Origin of the sequence: Alkalimonas mucilaginosa (genome assembly GCF_036327005.1) — a bacterium.
GTDB classification, from domain to species: domain Bacteria; phylum Pseudomonadota; class Gammaproteobacteria; order Enterobacterales; family Alteromonadaceae; genus Alkalimonas; species Alkalimonas mucilaginosa.
In genome coordinates this window covers 24,155-43,680 of record NZ_JAUGZK010000016.1, presented here as the reverse complement: position 1 = coordinate 43,680, position 19,526 = coordinate 24,155, and the positions used below count along the sequence as shown (strand labels likewise).

Sequence of the window (19,526 nt, the reverse complement as noted above, 5' to 3'; positions counted from 1 at the left end):
TGCGTTTTATTTTGCGCCAGCCATTTCTTCGATTTTTACTTTCCAGATGGCCGGGCCTTGTTTGTGCACATTGTTGCCCTGACTATCTACCGCGACGGTGACCGGCATGTCTTCGACGTCAAACTCGTAGATGGCTTCCATCCCTAAGTCTTCAAACGCAACGACCCGGGCTTTTTTGATGGCTTTGGATACCAGGTAAGCGGCACCACCAACAGCCATCAGATACACCGCTTTATGCTGCTTGATGCTTTCCACCGTGGCATCACCACGCTCGGATTTACCAATCATACCAAGCAGACCGGTTTGCGACAGCATCATCTCGGTGAATTTATCCATTCGGGTGGCCGTAGTAGGGCCAGCCGGGCCGACCACTTCATCACCCACCGCATCGACCGGGCCAACGTAGTAGATAAACTTGTTGGTCAAATCGACGCCCTCCGGCAGGCCTTCGCCTTTATTCAGGCGGTCGGCAATGCGCTTGTGGGCGGCATCGCGGCCGGTCAGCATCTTACCGCTTAACAGCACAGTTTCACCAGCCTGCCAGCTTTGTACCTCTTCCGGCGTGACGGTATCCAGATTCACCCGGCGCACATTGCTGCCAAGCTCCCAGGTCACTTCTGGCCAGTCTTCCAGTTTGGGTGGCTTGATATCGGCCGGGCCACTGCCATCCAGATGAAAATGCACATGGCGGGTGGCAGCGCAGTTTGGGATCATCACTACCGGCAAAGAGGCGGCATGGGTGGGCACACTTTTGATTTTGATATCCACCACCGTCGTCAGACCGCCGAGGCCCTGAGCACCAATGCCCAACTGGTTGACTTTCTCGTACAGCTCCAGTCGCAGCTTTTCTTCGGCGGTTTCGGCGCCTTTGTCGATCAATTGCTGAATATCGACCGGATCCATCAGGGACTCTTTCGCCAGTACCGCGGCTTTTTCGGCGGTACCGCCAATGCCAATGCCGAGCATACCAGGCGGGCACCAGCCAGCGCCCATTTTTGGCAAGGACTCCAGCACCCAGTCGACGATGGAGTCGGACGGGTTTAACATCGCCATTTTGGTTTTATTCTCAGAGCCACCGCCTTTGGCGGCAATCATCACTTCCACTTCGGCGCCTGGCACCAAATCCAGGTGCACTACCGCCGGGGTGTTGTCGCGGGTGTTTTTGCGGGCACCGGCCGGATCGGCCACAATGGATGCGCGCAGCGGGTTATCCGGGTTGTTGTAAGCACGGCGGGTGCCTTCATCCACCATCTGCTGCACCGTCAAGTCGGTTTTATCCCACTTTACATCCATGCCTACTTTAACAAAGCAGGTAACAATGCCGGTATCCTGGCATATCGGTCGGTGGCCTTCAGCCGACATCCGCGAGTTAATCAGAATTTGTGCAATGGCGTCTTTGGCCGCTTTGTTCTGCTCTTTGTGATAAGCTTTTTCCAGTGCCTGGATAAAATCCAACGGGTGGTAATAGGAGATGTACTGCAATGCATCTTCAATGCTGTCGATAAAATCTTGCTGGCGGATGACGGTCATCTGAAATCTGTCCTCTGTCGTAATCACTGCATCATTCAATCTTTGTTGTATGGCTAATATACCCAAGTGACCTCAAGATGCAGGCTTCAGCGGGAGATAAAAGCGCTTTAGGCAAGGCAGTTGTTGGAAGGTTTGGTGGTTCCAAATCGACAACAGCTAACGCCGCATAAAGCGCTTTTAGCCCAGCCCTGCGGGAGCCTCTGGGCGCTTTCCATCCTCAGGTTCGCTAAACGGTATATCCCTATACCAGCTTTCACTGCGGTGTTACCCTAGCTAGCAAGGTGGTCGACATTGCGTCGCCAGGGTGCCTTGCATTGAAAGCGCCCAAAGGATCTGAAACTCGCATCTTGAGGTTACTTGGGTATATCATACAACGCATCAAAAACAGCGGCCAGAGTTTCGTACATACAACCTTGGTCGTGCAATTGGATATTGGCATGCAGCACTATCATATTATTGGCGACGCCCCGACCGACTTGCTGGATTTTTTTGCCCCGCTGGCAGAGCAGCCCTGGGCGATTTTATTGGACTCAGCTGGCCCGGTTAGTAAGAACAACCGTTTTGATATCTTAGCAGCCGAACCTGTTTGTACCATTGAAGCCAAGGATGGCCATACGGTGCTGACCGATGATCAAGGTGCCCATCATTACCAGCAACATCCGTTAGCCGTGGTAAAGGCCGCCTTAAAATGCTACTTCCCAGAGCCTGCACCCAAGCTCGACTTGCCTTTTCAGGGCGGTGCTTTGGGTTATTTCGGCTATGATCTTGGCCGCTACAGCGAGCAGATACCGGCTACAGCAAGCAAAGATCTGCCACTGCCGGATATGGCCATCGGCATTTATCTCTGGGCTTTGGTGCTGGATAAAGAAAAGCAGCAGCTGTGGTATCTGGATTATCGCGGCGATGCCGAACAAAACTGGACCAAACTAAATGAACGGCTACGTCAGTACCGGCAAGCGTCCAGCCCCTTTGCTCTGACCAGTGATTGGCAGGCCAATATGGACAAAGCCGGCTACCAGACCCGCTTTGAACAGGTGCACGAACACCTGCTGGCCGGTAACTGCTACCAGATTAACCTGGCGCAGCGTTTTAGCGCCAGCTACAGCGGCAGCGAATGGCAAGCCTATCAGAAGCTGCGCGCCGCCAATGCCGCGCCCTTCTCTGCTTTTATGCGCCTGCCCGAAGGCTGCGTGCTCAGTATTTCACCCGAGCGCTTTTTGCAGCTGCATGACCGCGAGATAGAAACCAAGCCTATTAAAGGCACAAAACCGCGCCATAGCGATGCCAAACTGGATGCTGAGACGGCTGAGGCCCTGCGTAACTCGCCAAAAGATCGGGCTGAAAACGTGATGATTGTCGATTTGCTGCGCAATGACTTAGGCCGGGTGGCTGAGCCAGGCAGTGTAAGGGTACCGGATCTCTTTGCCATTGAAAGCTACCCGGCGGTGCATCATCTGGTTAGTACCGTCACCGCCACTTTGCGCACCGAACTCGATGCCACCGATTTGCTGCAAGCCGCCTTTCCGGGTGGTTCCATTACCGGAGCGCCAAAAATCAGCGCCATGACCATTATTGAGCAACTGGAGCCACACCGGCGCTCGGTATACTGCGGCGCCATCGGTTACATCGACCAAAGCGGTGCTATGGACACCAACATCGCCATCCGCACCCTGGTGGCCTGCAACGGCCAACTGCACTGCTGGGCCGGCGGCGGCATTGTGGCCGACTCCGAAGTCAACAGCGAGTACCAGGAAACGCTGGATAAAGTTTCAAAAATATTACCCGTAATAAATATTTGACACAATTAAAGGGGGGGGGGTGATAAAAGAATGATTCCGATAAGTTGATATAGGAATCAACAATGTTACATGGCTTGATGTGTCGAAAATGGCAACACTTCATCTGGGTGAGTTTAGCTGCTTTAAGCATAGGATCTGCTAATGCATCCTGCGTGGAACTAAGAGAAAACAGTGAAGTAACCTTATCGACAGCCGCCAGCAGTAATGGCGAAATTTGCATTACTTTGCGGGATCTGCACCCCAGTGAAACCTACTTTATGGTGGATAAATCCTACCCAGGCATGAATAGCCCGGCCTTGGTGGGGTATGATGCCCGTTGGCAGCTGACCAATGGCAGTACAGTGTACAACAAGAATATTTACGCCGACTTTGATATGACCAAAATCAACCTTCAAAGTCATGATCGCGCCACTTTACGGCTTAAAAAGGCACAGAATGGGGCTAATTACGATTATACCTTTAACATCATCAACAACCGGGAAATTCAGGGGTTTAGCATTATATCGGTTGTTATGAATGCAAAGCCTATAGCTTCTTCACAGCCAACACCTCCGGCTCCGCCTCCTAGAGGAGAATGTGATTATATAGGAGGCATTTTTATCTGTACTGACCCACTTCGTGCTCCTGTTGTTACTTCATCATCCAATGCAGTTTTAATAGGAGATATAGTGGCTCTCAGCGGTCCACAATGCAATGCTAACAACAGGCCACCTACACCAGCACCTTATGCACGCGATGGTTCAGGCAGACAGCTGAATTTGAATAAAATCCTTCGCGATGAGAAGGCATGGTTAACAAAAATAAATACTGCAACCTCAAATGCCAACCTTCGGCTAATGGTGATAATGCAAAGAAATCTACAAGTTTTTTCTATGGGTGCAATTTATGATGTAAAAGACAGTCTAAGCCCATGGGCTGGCAATGATGATTTTGGCAATTTTTTATACGGTGCTGTTATGCAAGTACAGGGATTTAGCGGATCTGACACTCAGCGATTCTCTGCGGCTTATCAAGCTATTCAGAATGGGAATGGCATAACATGGAGTAGTGCAACACAAGGCATATACAATTTTATAACCAATACAGGTGATGAAACGGGTGATCCTGAAATGGTGATGCGTGGTTATCGTTATGCCCGTGATATACATAGTCAAAACCCTTCAGATTCAAAAACATTATCGTGTATTGATGATAGAACCTTGAGCCAACTTTCGACACCAGGTACTGGTGGAGGTAGTGAGGGCAGTGATAGTTCAGGCATAGGAGGTGGCGGCACACTATGGTCCAGTTGTGAGCTCTGGCACTTTCCTTCCGGTTTAAGTAATGGCATGTTCTATTTGGAAACAAACTGTCGGTTTTGGATGATGCCATGGTAGTATCTCACAACAAACGTATCACACAGGATTACTTCTTGGGTTACTGCAAGCATCAACTGGTCTGGTACGGAACTCGCAATGAAACTTCAACTTAAACTTATCTTTATTTGCTCAGTGCTTGTGCTTGCTGCCTGTAATAAGCGACCAGAAATTGGTGAATTGGAAGCTCGTTTTTATCAGCATCAAGCGCAGTTTGATGACTTAACGGAGATAGCATGCGCCATCATACATGAGTTAGAGACACCTTATTTTCGCTATTTTATCCAAACATCGATGGAGCAAGATCCCTACTTACAGCAACGCCTCGAGCAGGTTAAGCAAGATCCAAACTTTCAATCCCAGCTCGAAGAACTGGATAAAAGCTTACTGTTGATTAAGTTTAGCGGGATGACATTGCAACAACATGATAATACCGACTGCTCAATTTATCTTCCCATCTGGGGAATAGGCTTTGCCGGCAAAGGAGCAAGTATCAGTTATAGTTACAATCCTGCACAATTAACAGAGTATAACGATGAAATTTTTTTTAAAGGGGATCCAGATACCTTAGAGAACTCCCACTTTACAAAACCTCTCGCCAATGGCTGGTACATTGAGTACAAGAAATATTCATCTACATTATCGAGATTAAGAGAGCAAACCGAAGAGAAGTAACACTTAATGAGAGAAAAACCAGCTAGTAACAGTAAAGAACCATCATGAGTTATTCACCCAACTGGCTGCTAGCCCGCTTTAACACCCAGTTGCCGCCAACAGCGGCGCGAACCTTGCAAAACCAGAGCGGAGCACAACGCGCTGCGGTGCTGCTGCCGTTTTTGCAAGGCCCTCAGGGTTTGGAATTGGTGCTGACCAAACGGGCCGTGCATTTAAAGCATCACCCCGGCCAAATCAGTTTCCCCGGTGGCCGTATTGAAAGCGGTGAAAGCAGTAAAATGGCGGCGCTGCGAGAAGCAGAAGAAGAAGTGGGACTATCACCTGCTGATGTCGCCATTGTGGGCCAGCTACCGCCGCAAGCCACCAGCACCGGCTTTGTGATAGAACCCTGGCTGGGGCTGGTGCACGCCCCACCCCGCTGGCAATTGCAACTGGATGAAGTAGCCGATATCTTTCATGCACCTTTGGCAGAGTTATGGCAAGAAGAGCGCTGGCAGCAATGGGACTGGCAGCATCAGGGCCGACAGTACCCGGTGTATTTTTTGCACTGGCGCCAGCAACTGATATGGGGCGCTACCGCAGCCATCTTGCATCGGTTAAAGCAGCAGCTTGGCAAACCTTAGCCTGTCATAGCTAAGCCCGACAAACCAAAACAGCGATCGAGCTGTACAAGGAACCAAGTTGCTGTAGCAGGTTCAAATCTGGCAGCTTATCCACCTTTTACCTGAGGAAACAGCATGGAAAAATTACTGCAAAGCAGTCGCATTCTGGTGATTCTGACCATTATCGTCTGCGCGGCTTCGGCTTGCCTGCTCTATGCCGCCAGTGTGTCCATTGTCTATGGCATTATTGTCGATACCGTGCTGGCCATTCCGGTGAAAGCGGACGAAGGAAAACGATTGGCGGTAAAGTTACTAAAAGTACTGGATACCTTGCTAATCGCCCTGACGTTTCAAATCATCGCGTCAGCGCTGTACCGGCTATTTTTAACCAAAGAAGAGAGCAAAGACAAAGGCTTGCTGAAAGCATTGGATATTAAAAATTTTCATGATCTGAAAATCACTCTGATGCAGGTAGCATCGGTGATACTGGTGATCCTGTTTCTGGAGCAGGCGGTGGAAATTGGTGCCACTTTAGAAACTCTCTACTTTGGTTTGGCTGTTGGCTTTGTCATTTTGGCGGTAACTTTCGCTGCCCGGCAAATGAATCACTAGCTTAATGCCCTGTTTCTAAGGACAAATAGGATGGTACTTTCGGCTCAGGATCGTTATCCTGTTGGCGAACTTATACTAAAAAATACTTCAGGAACAGGAGCATTCTATGTCAAAACTTTTCAGCGCCTTAGCAGCCAGTACCTTGCTGCTAATGGGCTCAGCCCTGGCCGAGCGCCAGCCGCGCGATGTCAGCGAGCGTGAGGCCTGGGAGCTGCACTCCCGCGTGATCACGCTGGATACCCATGTCGATATCGCCCGTGGTTACGCTACGTATCAAATGGATCCGGGCGTGATGACAAGAGCCCAGGTCGATTTGCCCAAAATGCGTGCCGGTGGCCTGGATGCCGCTTTTTTCATTGTTTATGTGGGTCAGGGCTCGATGACGGAGCAAGGCTATACTACTGCCAGAGCCCGTGCTGAGGAGAGCTATCAGGCCATTAAACGCATGACCAGGGCTTACCGCGATCAAATTGGTCTGGCCCGCACTGCCGATGAGGTAGAAGCCTTGCATGCGCAAGGTAAGCTGGTGGCCTTGATTGGCATGGAAAACGCCTATCCGCTTGGCACCAGCGTCGATGAAATTCCGCTTTGGGCTGAGCGCGGTGTACGCTATGTCGGCATTACCCATATGGGCAATAATCAATTTGGTGGCAGCTCCAATCCGCGGTTGGATCAGGGTGATAAACCCGATCAGGGCTTAACCGATTTGGGCCGTGAGCTGGTTAAAAAGCTGAACGATTACGGCATTATGGTCGATATTTCGCACGTTGGTAAGCGCAGCTCACTGGAGGCCATCGCCCTGTCGCGCGCGCCAGTGATTGCCTCACACTCCGGTGTTTCCGGCGTGCACCCCAACCTGCGGAATCTGGATGATGAGCAGCTGGATGCCATTAAAGCCAATGGCGGTGTCGCTCAGATGGTGGCCTTTCGTAGCTACGTAGCCAACGTGGATCCCCGCATTCAGCGTGGCCAGGATGAACTGCGCCAGCAGTACTTGTCGGCCGGTTGGGGCGGTGCCAGCGATGCAGAAGTCAAAGCCTATATGGATGGCCTGGCCGAGCTGCGCCGTACCTACCAGGATGTGACCTTAGCCCAATTTGTTGATCACATTGACTATGCGGTCAATCGCATTGGCATTGAGCATGTTGGCATTGTATCCGATTTTGACGGCGGCGGCGGCGTAGAAGGCTGGGACGATGCCACTGAAACCATCAATGTGACCTGGGAGTTGATGCGTCGGGGCTATACGGAAGATGACATCCGTGCGCTCTGGTCGGGTAACGTCCTGCGTGTCATGCGCGCGGTCGAGGCAGCAGCCAAGCACTAGCAGCGTCCCTATCTACCAACTGCCGTGTCAGCGCGGGCTGGGCGGCAGTCATTTCCCTTAGAAAATTTCATGTAAATCTCTGCAAGCAGCACTGACAAGGGCTGGAGGTTGTAACCAGACCTGACCAGTTACAACGGGACTTACCGGCTGACTACCTTTGGTATACAATCACAGGATGTTTCTTCAGGTTGTTTTGTTTTACTTATGATTATCAGCGCTTTTGATATGTTTAGCATCGGCATTGGCCCCTCCAGTTCGCATACCGTTGGGCCGATGCGGGCAGCCCACCAATTTACCGAACAGCTGAAGCAGTTGGGCACACTTGGATCCGTCAGCCGGATAAAAGTAGAGCTGTATGGCTCTCTTGGGCAGACTGGTATTGGCCATGGTACCGGTAAAGCCGTGATTCTGGGGCTAAGTGGCTACCTGCCAGAAAGCATAGACCCGGATCTGATCCCGGAGTTACTGCATCAGGTACACACTGAACAAAAGCTGCAACTGGCACAACAACAGCCGGTGAAGTTTCCACGTGAAGGTGCCATTACTTTTCATCGGCGCAAAACCTTGAAAGAACACTCCAATGGTATGGAGTTGGTAGCCTGGGACGGAGAAACCGAGCTGCTGCGTGAAGTGTATTTTTCCATTGGTGGGGGCTTTATTGTTAAAGCAGAAGATTTTGCCAAAGAAAAAGAAGCCGCCAGTCAGTTTGCCGCTGATAACCCGCCGCCCTACCCGTTTGAAAGCGCTACAGAACTGTTGGCCCTTTGCAAAGAACATGGCCTATCGATTTCCAGTTTGATGCTGGAGAACGAGAAAGTACTGCGTAAGCCCAATCAAATAAAAGACGAGCTGTTTCATATCTGGCAGGCCATGCATGATTGCATCGATCGGGGCATTCGCACTGAAGGGGTTTTACCTGGTGGTCTGAAAGTAAAGCGGCGGGCTCCTTCGTTGTATCGACGCCTTAGTGTAGAAAAAAGCTCAGATCCCTTGCAGGTGATGGATTGGGTGAACCTCTTTGCGCTGGCAGTCAATGAAGAAAATGCCGCCGGTGGCCGGGTAGTCACCGCTCCCACCAATGGCGCTGCCGGTATTATCCCTGCAGTACTGATGTACTACGACAAGTTTATTCAACCAGTAACACCCGATATTGCCATGCGTTATCTGTTAACGGCTGCCGCAATCGGCATTTTGTACAAAAAGAATGCGTCCATTTCTGGTGCCGAAGTCGGTTGCCAGGGGGAGGTGGGCGTCGCTTGCTCGATGGCCGCCGGTGCTTTAACGGAAATTCTTGGTGGCTCAGCCAGCCATGTAGAAAATGCAGCAGAAATTGGCATGGAACACAATTTAGGCCTGACCTGCGATCCGGTCGGTGGCCTGGTGCAGGTGCCCTGCATCGAGCGCAATGCCATGGGAGCCGTCAAAGCCATCAATGCATCACGACTGGCACTGCGGGGCAGTGGTGATCACAAGGTGTCACTGGATAAAGTGATTAAAACCATGTGGGACACCGGCAAAGACATGCAAACCAAGTACAAAGAAACCTCACGCGGTGGTCTGGCCGTAAACATTATTGAGTGTTAATGCAAAAGCCCCTGAGTTCTGGGGCTTTTTTTACTACCTCTACTCAGCTAATCTCCCTAAGCTGGGTATCGATTTTTTGCTCCTTGCTGCGAAACAAATTCTTAAAGTCTTCCAGAATCACATAAAGCGCTGGGATCAGGATCAAGGTGATCACGGTGGCAAACAAAATACCAAAGGCCAGCGATACTGCCATCGGCACCACGATTTGTGCCTGCAAGCTGCGCTCCAGCACGATGGGCGTTAAGCCCAAGAAGGTAGTCATGGAGGTGAGGACAATAGCGCGAAAACGCATGGTACCCGCTTCCTCCACTGCCTGACGAATGCTGTGCCCGGCCGCTCTGGCTTTATTGACAAAATCCACCATAATCAAACTGTCGTTCACCACCACACCGGCCAGCGCAATCAGACCAAACACCGACATAATGCTCATGCTAAGTCCCAGTACCATATGGCCAACCACAGCACCAATCAGGCCAAAGGGGATCACGCTCATAATAATCAGCGGCTGGCTGTAGGATTTCAGCGGAATGGCCATTAAGGCATAGATAAGAAACAGCGCCAGCACGGCGGCTTTTAGCATATCGCGCTGCGCATCCATTTCATCCTGGCTGCTACCTTCCAGCGCCGTGGTAACGCCAGGGTAACGCTGTGGCAGTTCTTTCATTATGCCTTGCCGCACTTCCCGCACCACCCGGCCCGGCTCGATGCGATCTTTATCCGCTGCTGCAGTAATGGTCACCGCCCGCTCGCCATTGACCCGATTAATGGCATTAAAGGCTGGCTGCAACTGATAGCTGGCAACCATACTAAAAGGCACCTCACCACCATCGGCTGTGCGGATGCGCATCTGCTCTAAATTGCCCAATGAGTTGCGTTCGTCTTTCGGGTAACGCACCATCACTTTCACTTCTTCGCCATCGCGCTGCACCCGCTGCGCTTCGGCGCCATAGAAGCCATACCGCACCTGGCGCGCCAGATCCGATAATGTCAGCCCCAATAAATCCGCTTCCGGTTTTAAACTCAGCACTACCTCATCATTGCCGCCACTCAGGTTGTCCTGAATATCGTACACCCCTTCGTATTGCTCCAATGCCCGTTTTAGCTCTTCGGCAGCGGCTTCGAGCATCTGCAAATTATCGCCGCGAATTTGCAGTGCTATATCAGCACCACCTCCACCAGCGCCGGTAGAGGCATTGATATTAAATGAACGCATGCCGGCGATCTCTGGCATTTCTTCACGCCAAATGCGGGCAATTTCAAAGCCATCAATTTCGCGGCCTTCGCTTTTCTCCAGCTCCAGTACCATCTGTCCACGGGTATCACTGTTCAAAAAGACCAGCCGGTGCTGAATCACATCGGCATTGTATTCGGATTTCAGCCGCTCATTGGCGCGCATTAATGCGGCTTCCATTTCATCCAGGGCTTGCTGGGTTTGCTGGCTTGACGAGCCCTCTTCCATCAAGATACTGGCCTGAATAAAGTCACTTGGGATATCCGGGAAAAACACCCAACGGACAAAACCACCACCCAGCAAGCCTATCATCAGCAGCATCAGTGAAAAAAAGCTAACCAGGGTCAGATAGCGAAACTCTATGCAGCGACTGATAAAAGGCCGGTAGTGTTGGTGGATAACATGCTGCAGCTTATCGGCGACCCATTGACGGATCCCACGTAAAAAATTGCTGGCACCACGACCTGTGGCGTAAAACAAACCATGCCGGTCCGGATCCCAGGGTTTGGTATCGATATGGGCAATGTGGGTAGGCAAAATCAGTTTGGATTCCACGATGGAAAAAGCCAGACACAAAATAACCACCCAGGCAATCGACTCCCAAATCGGCCCCATTGAGCCGCCAACCATCAGCATGGGTAAAAAAGCAGCAATGGTCGTCAGTACCCCAAAAGTAGCTGGCATGGCCACTTTCTTGGCTCCGGCGATCACCGAGTCCATCGACTTGCCTTTTTTCTCGATTTCGCTAAAAGCACTCTCACCAATAATGATGGCATCGTCCACCACGATACCCAGCACCAGTATGAAGCCAAACAGACTAATCATGTTGATGGAAACACCGAACATCGGCAACGGCATCAATGCAAGGGCACCAAGAAAACAAACCGGGATCCCGACCATGACCCAGAAGGCAATCCGAAACTCCAGAAACAAAGTGAGCGCCAGCAGCACCAGCAGGACACCGTACAGCAGATTGCTGGTCATCAGCTCGATGCGCCCCTGCAGGTAGTAACTGCTGTCGCCCCAATGATCCAGATAAATTCCCGCAGGTAGCATCTCGCGCTGCTCTTCGACATAACGCTTCACGTTTTGCGAGATTTGCAGGCTGTTATCATCACCGACAGCATCCACCCGGATGGAGATGGAGGGCATACCATCGAAGGTAGCTTCACCATCGCGCTCGATAAAACCATCATTGATGTACGCAATATCGCCCAGCCTGAGCCGGGTACCGTCGTTAAAACGCAGCAGGATGATATCGGCAAACTCATGGCCACGGTACGCCTGGCCTTTGGTGCGCAATAAAATATTGCCCGAATCAGAGCGAATGGAGCCACCGGGAATATCGACCGAGCTGGCGCGAATGGCCTGTACCACCTGCTCAAACGTCAGTTGATACTCCCGCAGCACCGATTCGGATAACTCGATGGAGATTTCATAGTCGCGGGCTCCAACCACCTCAACCTGGCTGATGCTGTAACGTTTTTTTAAGTCATCACGAATGTGCTTGGCCAGCTCTTTCATACTGCGCTCGTCGGCATTGCCGTAGAGCGAGAGCCAGATCACTGTACTTTGAAACCGCTGCCGATACACCACAGGGCGTTCAGCCTGCTCCGGGAAGGTAGCAATAGCAGCCACCTGAGTTTTGATTTCGTCCATGACTTCCATAATGTCGTAACTGGATGAAATCTCGGCCCGTACCGTGCCCAAGCCTTCCACTGCGGTAGAGCGAATACGCTTGATACCATTGATCGAACGCAGTCGCTCTTCAATCTTATCAATGACCGCACTTTCCACTTCCTGCGGCGCAGCGCCCAGGTAAGGCACCCGGATGGTCACTTCATCCAGCGCAATTTCAGGAAAGATTTGTTTCTTGATGGTCATCAAAGAAGCAGCGCCTGCAATAATCAGCACCACCATCAGCAGGTTGGCTGCTACACTGTTGCGGGCGAACCAGGCAATAATCCCTTTTTGTGTATCCATGCTCAGTCTCCCGACGCTTCAGTGTCTGAAACGGCAGGACTGTCCAGCCACTCACCATCCACCCGACCAAGGCGAACCTGCATACCAGCCAGAGGATTGGGTAAAGCTGACACCACTAAATGCTCGCCGGCAGCAAGCCCCTCCATCACATAGGCATAACGCTCATCGGTGCGTTGAACCTGGACAGGCCTGAACTCCAGCTGGCTATCAGTATTCACCAGCAATACCTGGTTGCCTGGTCGTACCAAGTTACGAGGCAACCGAATAACCTGACCAGACGAGCTGCCTTCAATAGCTGCATGGACAAAACGGCCAAACCGCAGTGGCTGCTTGCCATCGGTTTGCAAACGATAGGGATCATCCACCTGCGCTACGGCGTAAATCACCCGGCTTCGCTCATCCAGCACTCCTTCGGTACGTGTCAGCCTGCCCGGCCAGTGCTGCTGCTGGCCTGCAACCAGAGCCGTCAACTCAACGAGCGGATAGCTTGACTGCTCACCACCAGGCAGTAGCATAAATGCCAGATCATGATCGGTCAGTGGCAATCGCACTTCTGCCAAGTCAGTGCCGAAAATACTGCCAAGCACAGTCCCCCGGCTGATGAACTGACCGATATTCACCGTTTTGCTCTGCAGTAATCCGGCGTATGGTGCCCGTAATTCGGTGCGGCTAAGATCCCTGGCTGCCCGCTCCAGTTCAGCTTCAGCAGAGCGTACATTGGCCAACTCCCGCGCCAGCTGAGGCCGGCGCAAACCAAGTTCGGGTGCCTCCCCTTCGGTGAAAGAAGCCCACTCTTCCTCGGCAACCCGCACCCGGGCAAGCTCTTCCTGCAAGGCCGCAGTAGCCCGTGCCAGATTAGCTTCCGCCGCTTTCACTGCCGTTAAATAGTCATCCTGCTCGACTTTTACCAATAGCTCACCGGCAGCAAAAAAACCACCCTCAACAAAGTTGGGAGATACTTCAATGATACGGCCGTTCACCTCAGAGACCAGACTGGTCATCAACCTGGGGCGAACAGTCCCTTGAGAGCTTATCCGGTAAATCAACTCTTCAGGTTGTGCTGATATCACATCCACCAGCACTCCTACTGCAACATCTTCGCGTTGTTCCGCAGGTTGACGGCCTTTCATCAGCACAATCATCAACAAGACTGCAATCAACAGGATCACTACAGGCAAGATAATTTTTAATTTTTGCTTTGCCATGGAACTCACTAACTTGTCTTTATAAGTACTAGCTATACTAACGAAAAAAAGCCCGATCTGGTTGCATTAAATGTTACAAGGCTAAAAACACCTTCAGCGCGACCGAGCATAAAAATAAATCAAAATGATTGAAAATCAGTCAGTTGCAATTTTACAGCCTGCTAGTATTTGCAGCGGACTGGAGAAAAACCAACTCAGCAGACATACTTTGTTACAAAGCAGCCTGCAACACTCACCGTCAGGAGCCTTTCCTGCCATGCGAAAACATGTGCACCTTCTACTTTTTACTCTGCTGTGGCCAGGCCTGCTGCTGGCTGCCGAGCCTGACTGGTATACAGAGCTTATGCAACAGAGTAAAGCTGAGCCAGGCGCTGCTTACACCAACACTATGGAATTACTGGCACAAACGGATGCTTTGGATTGGCAGCGCCGTTACCATTTGACCAATGCACTGGCATACCAGTTGTTGATTCTCTCCAACAGCAGCCAGGGAGAGGCTTTGATCAAGGAGTGGTTGCAGCAGGTTCCGCCAGAGCGAACCGAGTGGCAAATTCGTAGTTATGAGTTACTGGCAATTTTTGCGTTTCGTCGCAACGAGCTGGTACCGGCTCAACAACATTTAGAACAAGCTTACCAATTGGCACTGCAGCATCAGCACCACGAACGCATTGCCTCCATTACCACCAATAGTGCTTTGTTGGTACGAAGTATTGGCTTGTACGATGAAGCCAGCCAGTTGCTGCAACAAGCAGAGCAATTGGCAAATCGCTACAGCCTGAGCGCCGCTACCAGGGCCATTATCCGTAATAATCAATCGTCACTGCTGGTGGCGATGGAGCACTATGAAACAGCAATTGCGCATCTGGAAGAGTCTCTGCAACTGGCTTTTTTCCAGGCCGATGACATTGCCTTTGTGCAACGCACCCTGGCCAGCAGCTACCTGGCTCTGCAGCAATACGAAGCGGCCAGTCACTACGCATCACTGGCGCTTGATTACTACCTGCAACGTGATGATCCCTACTCCATCAGCCAGATGTACCTGGTGCAGGCGCAACAGGCTTTAGCCCTTGGAGCACTGGATAGCGCTGAGCAAAAGCTGGCGCAAGTTAGCCAGTTGCTGGCAAAGCATTCCCTGCCAGAGAATGAGCTGCAAGCGGTTCTGTTGCAAAGTCAGCTCTATCAGGCACAACAAAACTATCCGGCAGCACTCGAGGCCTTGCAGCAATACCAACGCCTTTATAGCCAAAAGCAAAACGAACAGTCACGTCGTCACGTGGTGGGGCTACGGGACCAGTTGTATTTTCAGCAACAACAACAGGCCATTGCAGAGCTGGAAAGCCAGTTGCTGCTCTCTGAATTGACGGCGCGGCATCAGCACCGCCAAAATATCACCATTATCAGCGCACTTGCTCTCGGTACGCTGTTGCTGATTTATTTTTTCCGGCGGCAGCAACAAAAACGCATTCAGGCCGAACACCTGACCAGGAAGCTCCATCAATCACTGCAGCAGTTGCAGCAGGCACAGCAACAGCTTATTGAATCAGAAAAGATGGCGTCGCTTGGCACTCTGGTTTCTGGCCTGGCGCACGAAATGAATACACCGCTTGGGATCCTGACGACAGCGCTCTCGTTATTGGATGAGCAAGTCACCGTATTTAGCGCCTCAGCCCGGAACAAGCAGTTGACTCAGCAAAAGTTTCAGTCTTTTTGTGAAAAGTCGGCAACAACCCTTAAATTGTGCCAGCAAACCCTGCAGCGCTGCTCAAATCTGGTGCAGAATATCAAGCAGTTGGCCATTCGCCCCGAACAGCACTACGATGTCAGTCTGTCGGCTTTAATCGCCAGTGTCCGAACGTTATTGAGTGAGCAGCTGCGAGGAGTTCAGGTGCTGGAAGAAGGCACAGAGCTTACGCTTCATTGCAGTGGTCAACAATTGCAGATGGTGTTGCTGGAGCTGTTTCAAAACTCATTACAACATGGCTTAACCCAGGAGGAAAAGCCACAGATCAGGCTGGCACTGGAGCAGCAAACCGACCATTTAGTGTTACGCTACAGCGACAATGGCTGTGGCATCGAAGAGACAGAGCGTCAACATGTGTTCGAACCATTTTATACCACAGCCCGGGGAGCCGGACGGACCGGCCTTGGTCTTAACCTGGTGTACAACCTGATGACTCAGGCATTTGGTGGCAGTGTCGAGCTCACTGCCTGCCAGACAGGTTTTGAGTTATTGCTGTATTTCCCCAAAGCGCTACTTACTCATGCGCCGGCAGCAGCCAACTGCTCCAGCACCAAACAGCCAATGGAGTAACCTGCACCAAAAGAGCACAAAATGGCCTTATCACCCGCTTGCAGCCCGGTCTTATGTTGGTGAAAAGCAATGATGGAGCCCGCTGATGCTGTATTGGCATAGCGATCCAATACCAAAGGTGCTTCCTCCGGCAACGGATCCCTGCCAAGAATTTTTTTGGCGGCAAAGATGTTCATATTGATATTGGCCTGATGCAACCACAGACGCTTTAATTGCTCCGGCGTCACCTGCTGTGCAGCCATCTCTGTCGCAATCACATCGGCCACCAACGGCAGTAACTCTTTAAACACCTTGCGACCTTGCTGGCGGAAAAACGCGATCTCCGGCTCGGGTGATGCAAAGCAATGCTCGGTATAGCCAATATCGCAGCGAATGTTGTTAGAAAACTCGGTTTTAAGGCGCATGCCCAAAATCCGAAACGCCAAAGGTGAACTGCAAGTGTCTTCGGCTTCAATAATAGTGGCGGTGCAGACATCGCCAAAAATGAAGTGGCTATCGCGGCTGCGATAATTGACCTGAGGTGAAGCAAACTCCGGGTTTACTACCAATACAACTTTGGCGGTACCGCCACGAATGGCATTGGCTGCATTGCTGATGGCAAAGGTAGCAGAAGAACAGGCTACATTCATATCAAAGGCATAACCAGTTACACCCAACTGCTGCTGCAGCTCTACCGATAAAGCCGGATAAGGCCGCTGCATATTGGAAGCGGCGCAGATGATCAGGTCAATATCACTGGCAGTTTTGCCAGCCTCTGCCATCGCTTCTTTGGCAGCGATAAGCGCCATTTCCACCATTTCCGGCGCCTGGTCTTCACCACGACGCGGAAACACCGGATGCATCACCGCAGGATCCAGAATACCCTCTTTGTAGAGCACATGGCGTGACTTGATGCCGGAGGCTTTTTCGATAAATTCGCAGCTCGAATGCCCCAGGGCCTCCAGCTCGCCACGTTCAATCTCAGCCGCATGCTGCTGATTGAAGTTATCCACATACTGATTGAAGCTGGCGACCAGCTCTTCGTTGGAAATACTGTCGGCTGGCGTAAAAACACCTGAGCCACTGATCACAATATTTTTCATAGCCTAACCTTGTCGTATTCGATCTGTGCTGTCAGATCTGGTCTTTATCAACTGATTATACCGCTGTCAGCAAAAGCTGACAGCGCAAATGTGACCTTTTTCTGACTTTAGTTCAATAAAGCCCGCATCGCCTGCTGCAGACCATCCAATGTCAGTGGATACATGCGCTTTGTCATGATGTGCTGGATCTGGCCAATCGACTGATAATGCGGCCACCAGGCCTCAGGTTGCGGGTTCAGCCAGACGGCTTTGGGGTACTGAGCCAGCAAGCGCCTTAACCAGACTTCGCCGGCCTCTTCGTTGTAATGCTCAACACTACCGCCGGGCCAGGCAATTTCATAAGGGCCCATAGTGGCATCACCGACAAAGATCAGCTTGTAATCCGAGCCGTAGGTGTGGATCAAATCCATCACCCTGGTCTGCTGCTCACGCCGGCGCTGATTGTGCTGCCAGACCCCTTCGTACACACAGTTGTGAAAGTAAAAAAACTCCAACTGCTTAAACTCGGCTCGCGCCGCGGCAAACAGCTGCTCGCATTCCTGAATATAATCATCCATCGAGCCGCCAACGTCAAAAAACAACAGCACCTTGATGGCGTTGTGCCGCTCTGGCTGCCACTGCAAATCCAGCCAACCGCCCTGCTGCGAGGTAGCACGGATGGTTTCCGGCAAATCCAGCTCCTGACTGGCGCCACTGCGGGCAAAACGACGCAGTTGCCGTAACGCCAGCTTGATGGAGCGGTTATTGAGCTCGGCATCACCATCCAGATCACGAAACTCACGCTTGTCCCAGACTTTAACCGCCCGTCTGGCACCCGAGCGGTCCTGACCAATTCGGATCCCCTCCGGATTGTAGCCATAGGCACCAAAGGGTGAGGTGCCGCCGGTACCAATCCATTTGTTACCACCGGCATGACGTTTTTGCTGCTCGGCTAAACGCTCTTTAAATTGCTTGAGCAACTCATCCAGACTGCCAAGGCCTTTCAGCGCCTCTTTTTGAGCCTCAGTCAACTGGCGGATCACATCCGGCTTTAGCCAGTCGTCAGGGATTTTGCTGGCAATATCGACGGCAGCAACACCTTCGAAGTACTCGGCAAAAGCCCGGTCGAACTTGTCGTAGTTGCGCTCATCCTTCACCAGCACCAGCCGTGCCAGGTAATAAAAGCCTTCGGTATCGGCAAACACCACCTGCTTATCCAGTGCTGCCAGCAGATCCAGCAACTCAGTAAGGCTGACGCTCAGGCCATGCTTGCGCAGCGTTTGGAAAAACTGGATCAGCATCAGCGGCGACGCGCCATAAAGGCCAGTTTTTCTACCAGGGCGACATCCTGCTCATTTTTCAGCAAGGCGCCAAACATCGGCATTAAACCGCCTTTTTGTTGTTTGTCTTGCAGTACTTCGACCGGGATATCTTCCGCCAGCAGCAACTTTAACCAGTCCAACAGCTCCGAGGTGGACGGCTTCTTTTTCAGGTTAGGCAGTTCACGCAGTTCAAAGAATACTTCCAGCGCTGTGCTCAGCAGTTGCTGTTGAATGTTCGGGAAATGCACCCCAACGATCTCCCTCAGCAGCGCTGCATCCGGAAAGCGGATGTAATGGAAAAAACAGCGACGCAGAAATGCATCCGGCAGTTCTTTTTCGTTATTCGAGGTAATGATCACGATGGGTCGTTGTTTGGCGGCGACTTCCTCACCGGTCTCGTGCACGTAAAATGCCATCCGATCCAACTCATACAACAAGTCATTGGGAAACTCGATATCGGCTTTGTCGATTTCATCGATCAGCAACACCGGTCGCTGTTCTGCAGTAAAGGCCTGCCACAGCTTACCGGGTCGAATGTAGTTGCTGATGTCCTGCACCTTATCACTGCCAAGCTGGCTATCACGCAACCGCGAGACGGCATCGTACTCGTACAAACCATGCTGGGCTTTGGTGGTGGATTTAATCGGCCAGCTGATAAGCTCAGCTCCCAGGGCCTCGGCCAGCTCTTCCGCCAGGCGGGTTTTGCCGGTACCCGGCTCGCCTTTGATTAACAGAGGCTTTTCCAGTGTAACCGCTGCATTGACCGCCAGTGCCAACTCATCGGAAACGATATAGTGTTCGGTACTTTGAAACGACATAATGGATCCTTTTTGCAACCTGCTGCTACTTTACCTTTTGCCTGCAGGTCATACCAGCACCAGCCATAAAAAACCATGAATGTTGCTTCATTTTAACGAAACTTCAACTAT

14 protein-coding genes are annotated in these 19,526 nt (G+C 51.5%); 8 read left to right on the top strand and 6 right to left on the bottom strand.

What is annotated here, in order from left to right:
- Positions 1–6: 6 nt before the first annotated feature.
- Complete coding sequence (locus QWF21_RS16040) at positions 7–1,530, bottom strand: fumarate hydratase (RefSeq protein ID WP_330089060.1); 1,524 nt, start codon at positions 1,528–1,530, stop codon at positions 7–9.
- Between the two features lie 437 nt (positions 1,531–1,967).
- Here QWF21_RS16040 and pabB point away from each other — a divergent pair, with 437 nt between their 5' ends.
- The 7 genes from pabB (at position 1,968) to QWF21_RS16005 (ending at position 9,484) form a co-directional block, all read left to right on the top strand.
- Positions 1,968–3,329, top strand: a complete 1,362-nt coding sequence (gene pabB / locus QWF21_RS16035) for an aminodeoxychorismate synthase component I (RefSeq protein ID WP_330089059.1) — start codon at positions 1,968–1,970, stop codon at positions 3,327–3,329.
- Between the two features lie 62 nt (positions 3,330–3,391).
- Positions 3,392–4,705, top strand: coding sequence for a polymorphic toxin type 44 domain-containing protein (locus QWF21_RS16030; protein ID WP_330089058.1), 1,314 nt, complete (start codon positions 3,392–3,394; stop codon positions 4,703–4,705).
- A gap of 78 nt (positions 4,706–4,783) precedes the next feature.
- The gene (locus tag QWF21_RS16025; RefSeq protein WP_330089057.1) at positions 4,784–5,359 is read left to right on the top strand and encodes a hypothetical protein; all 576 of its coding nucleotides are present in this window, start codon (positions 4,784–4,786) and stop codon (positions 5,357–5,359) included.
- A gap of 44 nt (positions 5,360–5,403) precedes the next feature.
- Positions 5,404–5,982 (top strand): CoA pyrophosphatase, encoded by a 579-nt coding sequence (locus QWF21_RS16020; RefSeq protein WP_330089056.1) that lies wholly within the window; start codon positions 5,404–5,406, stop codon positions 5,980–5,982.
- A gap of 114 nt (positions 5,983–6,096) precedes the next feature.
- Positions 6,097–6,573 carry a YqhA family protein gene (locus QWF21_RS16015; protein ID WP_330089055.1) on the top strand — a complete coding sequence of 159 codons (477 nt, stop codon included), beginning with the start codon at positions 6,097–6,099 and terminating at the stop codon, positions 6,571–6,573.
- 106 nt (positions 6,574–6,679) lie between these two features.
- Positions 6,680–7,900 (top strand): dipeptidase, encoded by a 1,221-nt coding sequence (locus QWF21_RS16010; RefSeq protein WP_330089054.1) that lies wholly within the window; start codon positions 6,680–6,682, stop codon positions 7,898–7,900.
- Positions 7,901–8,107: 207 nt separating this feature from the next.
- Positions 8,108–9,484: an L-serine ammonia-lyase gene (locus QWF21_RS16005; protein ID WP_330089097.1), complete on the top strand. Its 1,377-nt coding sequence runs from the start codon at positions 8,108–8,110 to the stop codon at positions 9,482–9,484.
- Positions 9,485–9,527: 43 nt separating this feature from the next.
- Here the strand turns inward: QWF21_RS16005 and QWF21_RS16000 are convergent, their stop codons facing one another.
- Together QWF21_RS16000 and QWF21_RS15995 are read right to left on the bottom strand one after the other, a co-directional pair.
- The gene (locus tag QWF21_RS16000) at positions 9,528–12,698 is read right to left on the bottom strand and encodes an efflux RND transporter permease subunit (protein WP_330089053.1); all 3,171 of its coding nucleotides are present in this window, start codon (positions 12,696–12,698) and stop codon (positions 9,528–9,530) included.
- 2 nt (positions 12,699–12,700) lie between these two features.
- Entirely contained in the window at positions 12,701–13,903 is a 1,203-nt protein-coding gene (locus QWF21_RS15995) for an efflux RND transporter periplasmic adaptor subunit (RefSeq protein ID WP_330089052.1), read from the bottom strand.
- Between the two features lie 256 nt (positions 13,904–14,159).
- Between QWF21_RS15995 and QWF21_RS15990 the strand changes: the two genes are divergently transcribed.
- Complete coding sequence (locus QWF21_RS15990) at positions 14,160–16,214, top strand: ATP-binding protein (protein ID WP_330089051.1); 2,055 nt, start codon at positions 14,160–14,162, stop codon at positions 16,212–16,214.
- On the opposite strand, the gene QWF21_RS15985 is transcribed toward QWF21_RS15990, so the two are convergent.
- From QWF21_RS15985 to QWF21_RS15975, 3 genes are all read right to left on the bottom strand, one after another.
- Positions 16,163–17,296, bottom strand: a complete 1,134-nt coding sequence (locus QWF21_RS15985; RefSeq protein WP_330089050.1) for a beta-ketoacyl-ACP synthase III — start codon at positions 17,294–17,296, stop codon at positions 16,163–16,165. The genes QWF21_RS15990 and QWF21_RS15985 overlap by 52 nt on opposite strands.
- A 107-nt stretch (positions 17,297–17,403) precedes the next feature.
- Complete coding sequence (locus QWF21_RS15980) at positions 17,404–18,576, bottom strand: vWA domain-containing protein (protein WP_330089049.1); 1,173 nt, start codon at positions 18,574–18,576, stop codon at positions 17,404–17,406.
- Positions 18,576–19,415, bottom strand: coding sequence for an AAA family ATPase (locus tag QWF21_RS15975; RefSeq protein ID WP_330089048.1), 840 nt, complete (start codon positions 19,413–19,415; stop codon positions 18,576–18,578). The genes QWF21_RS15980 and QWF21_RS15975 overlap by 1 nt, the downstream gene beginning before the upstream one ends.
- Between the last annotated feature and the right edge of the window lie 111 nt (positions 19,416–19,526).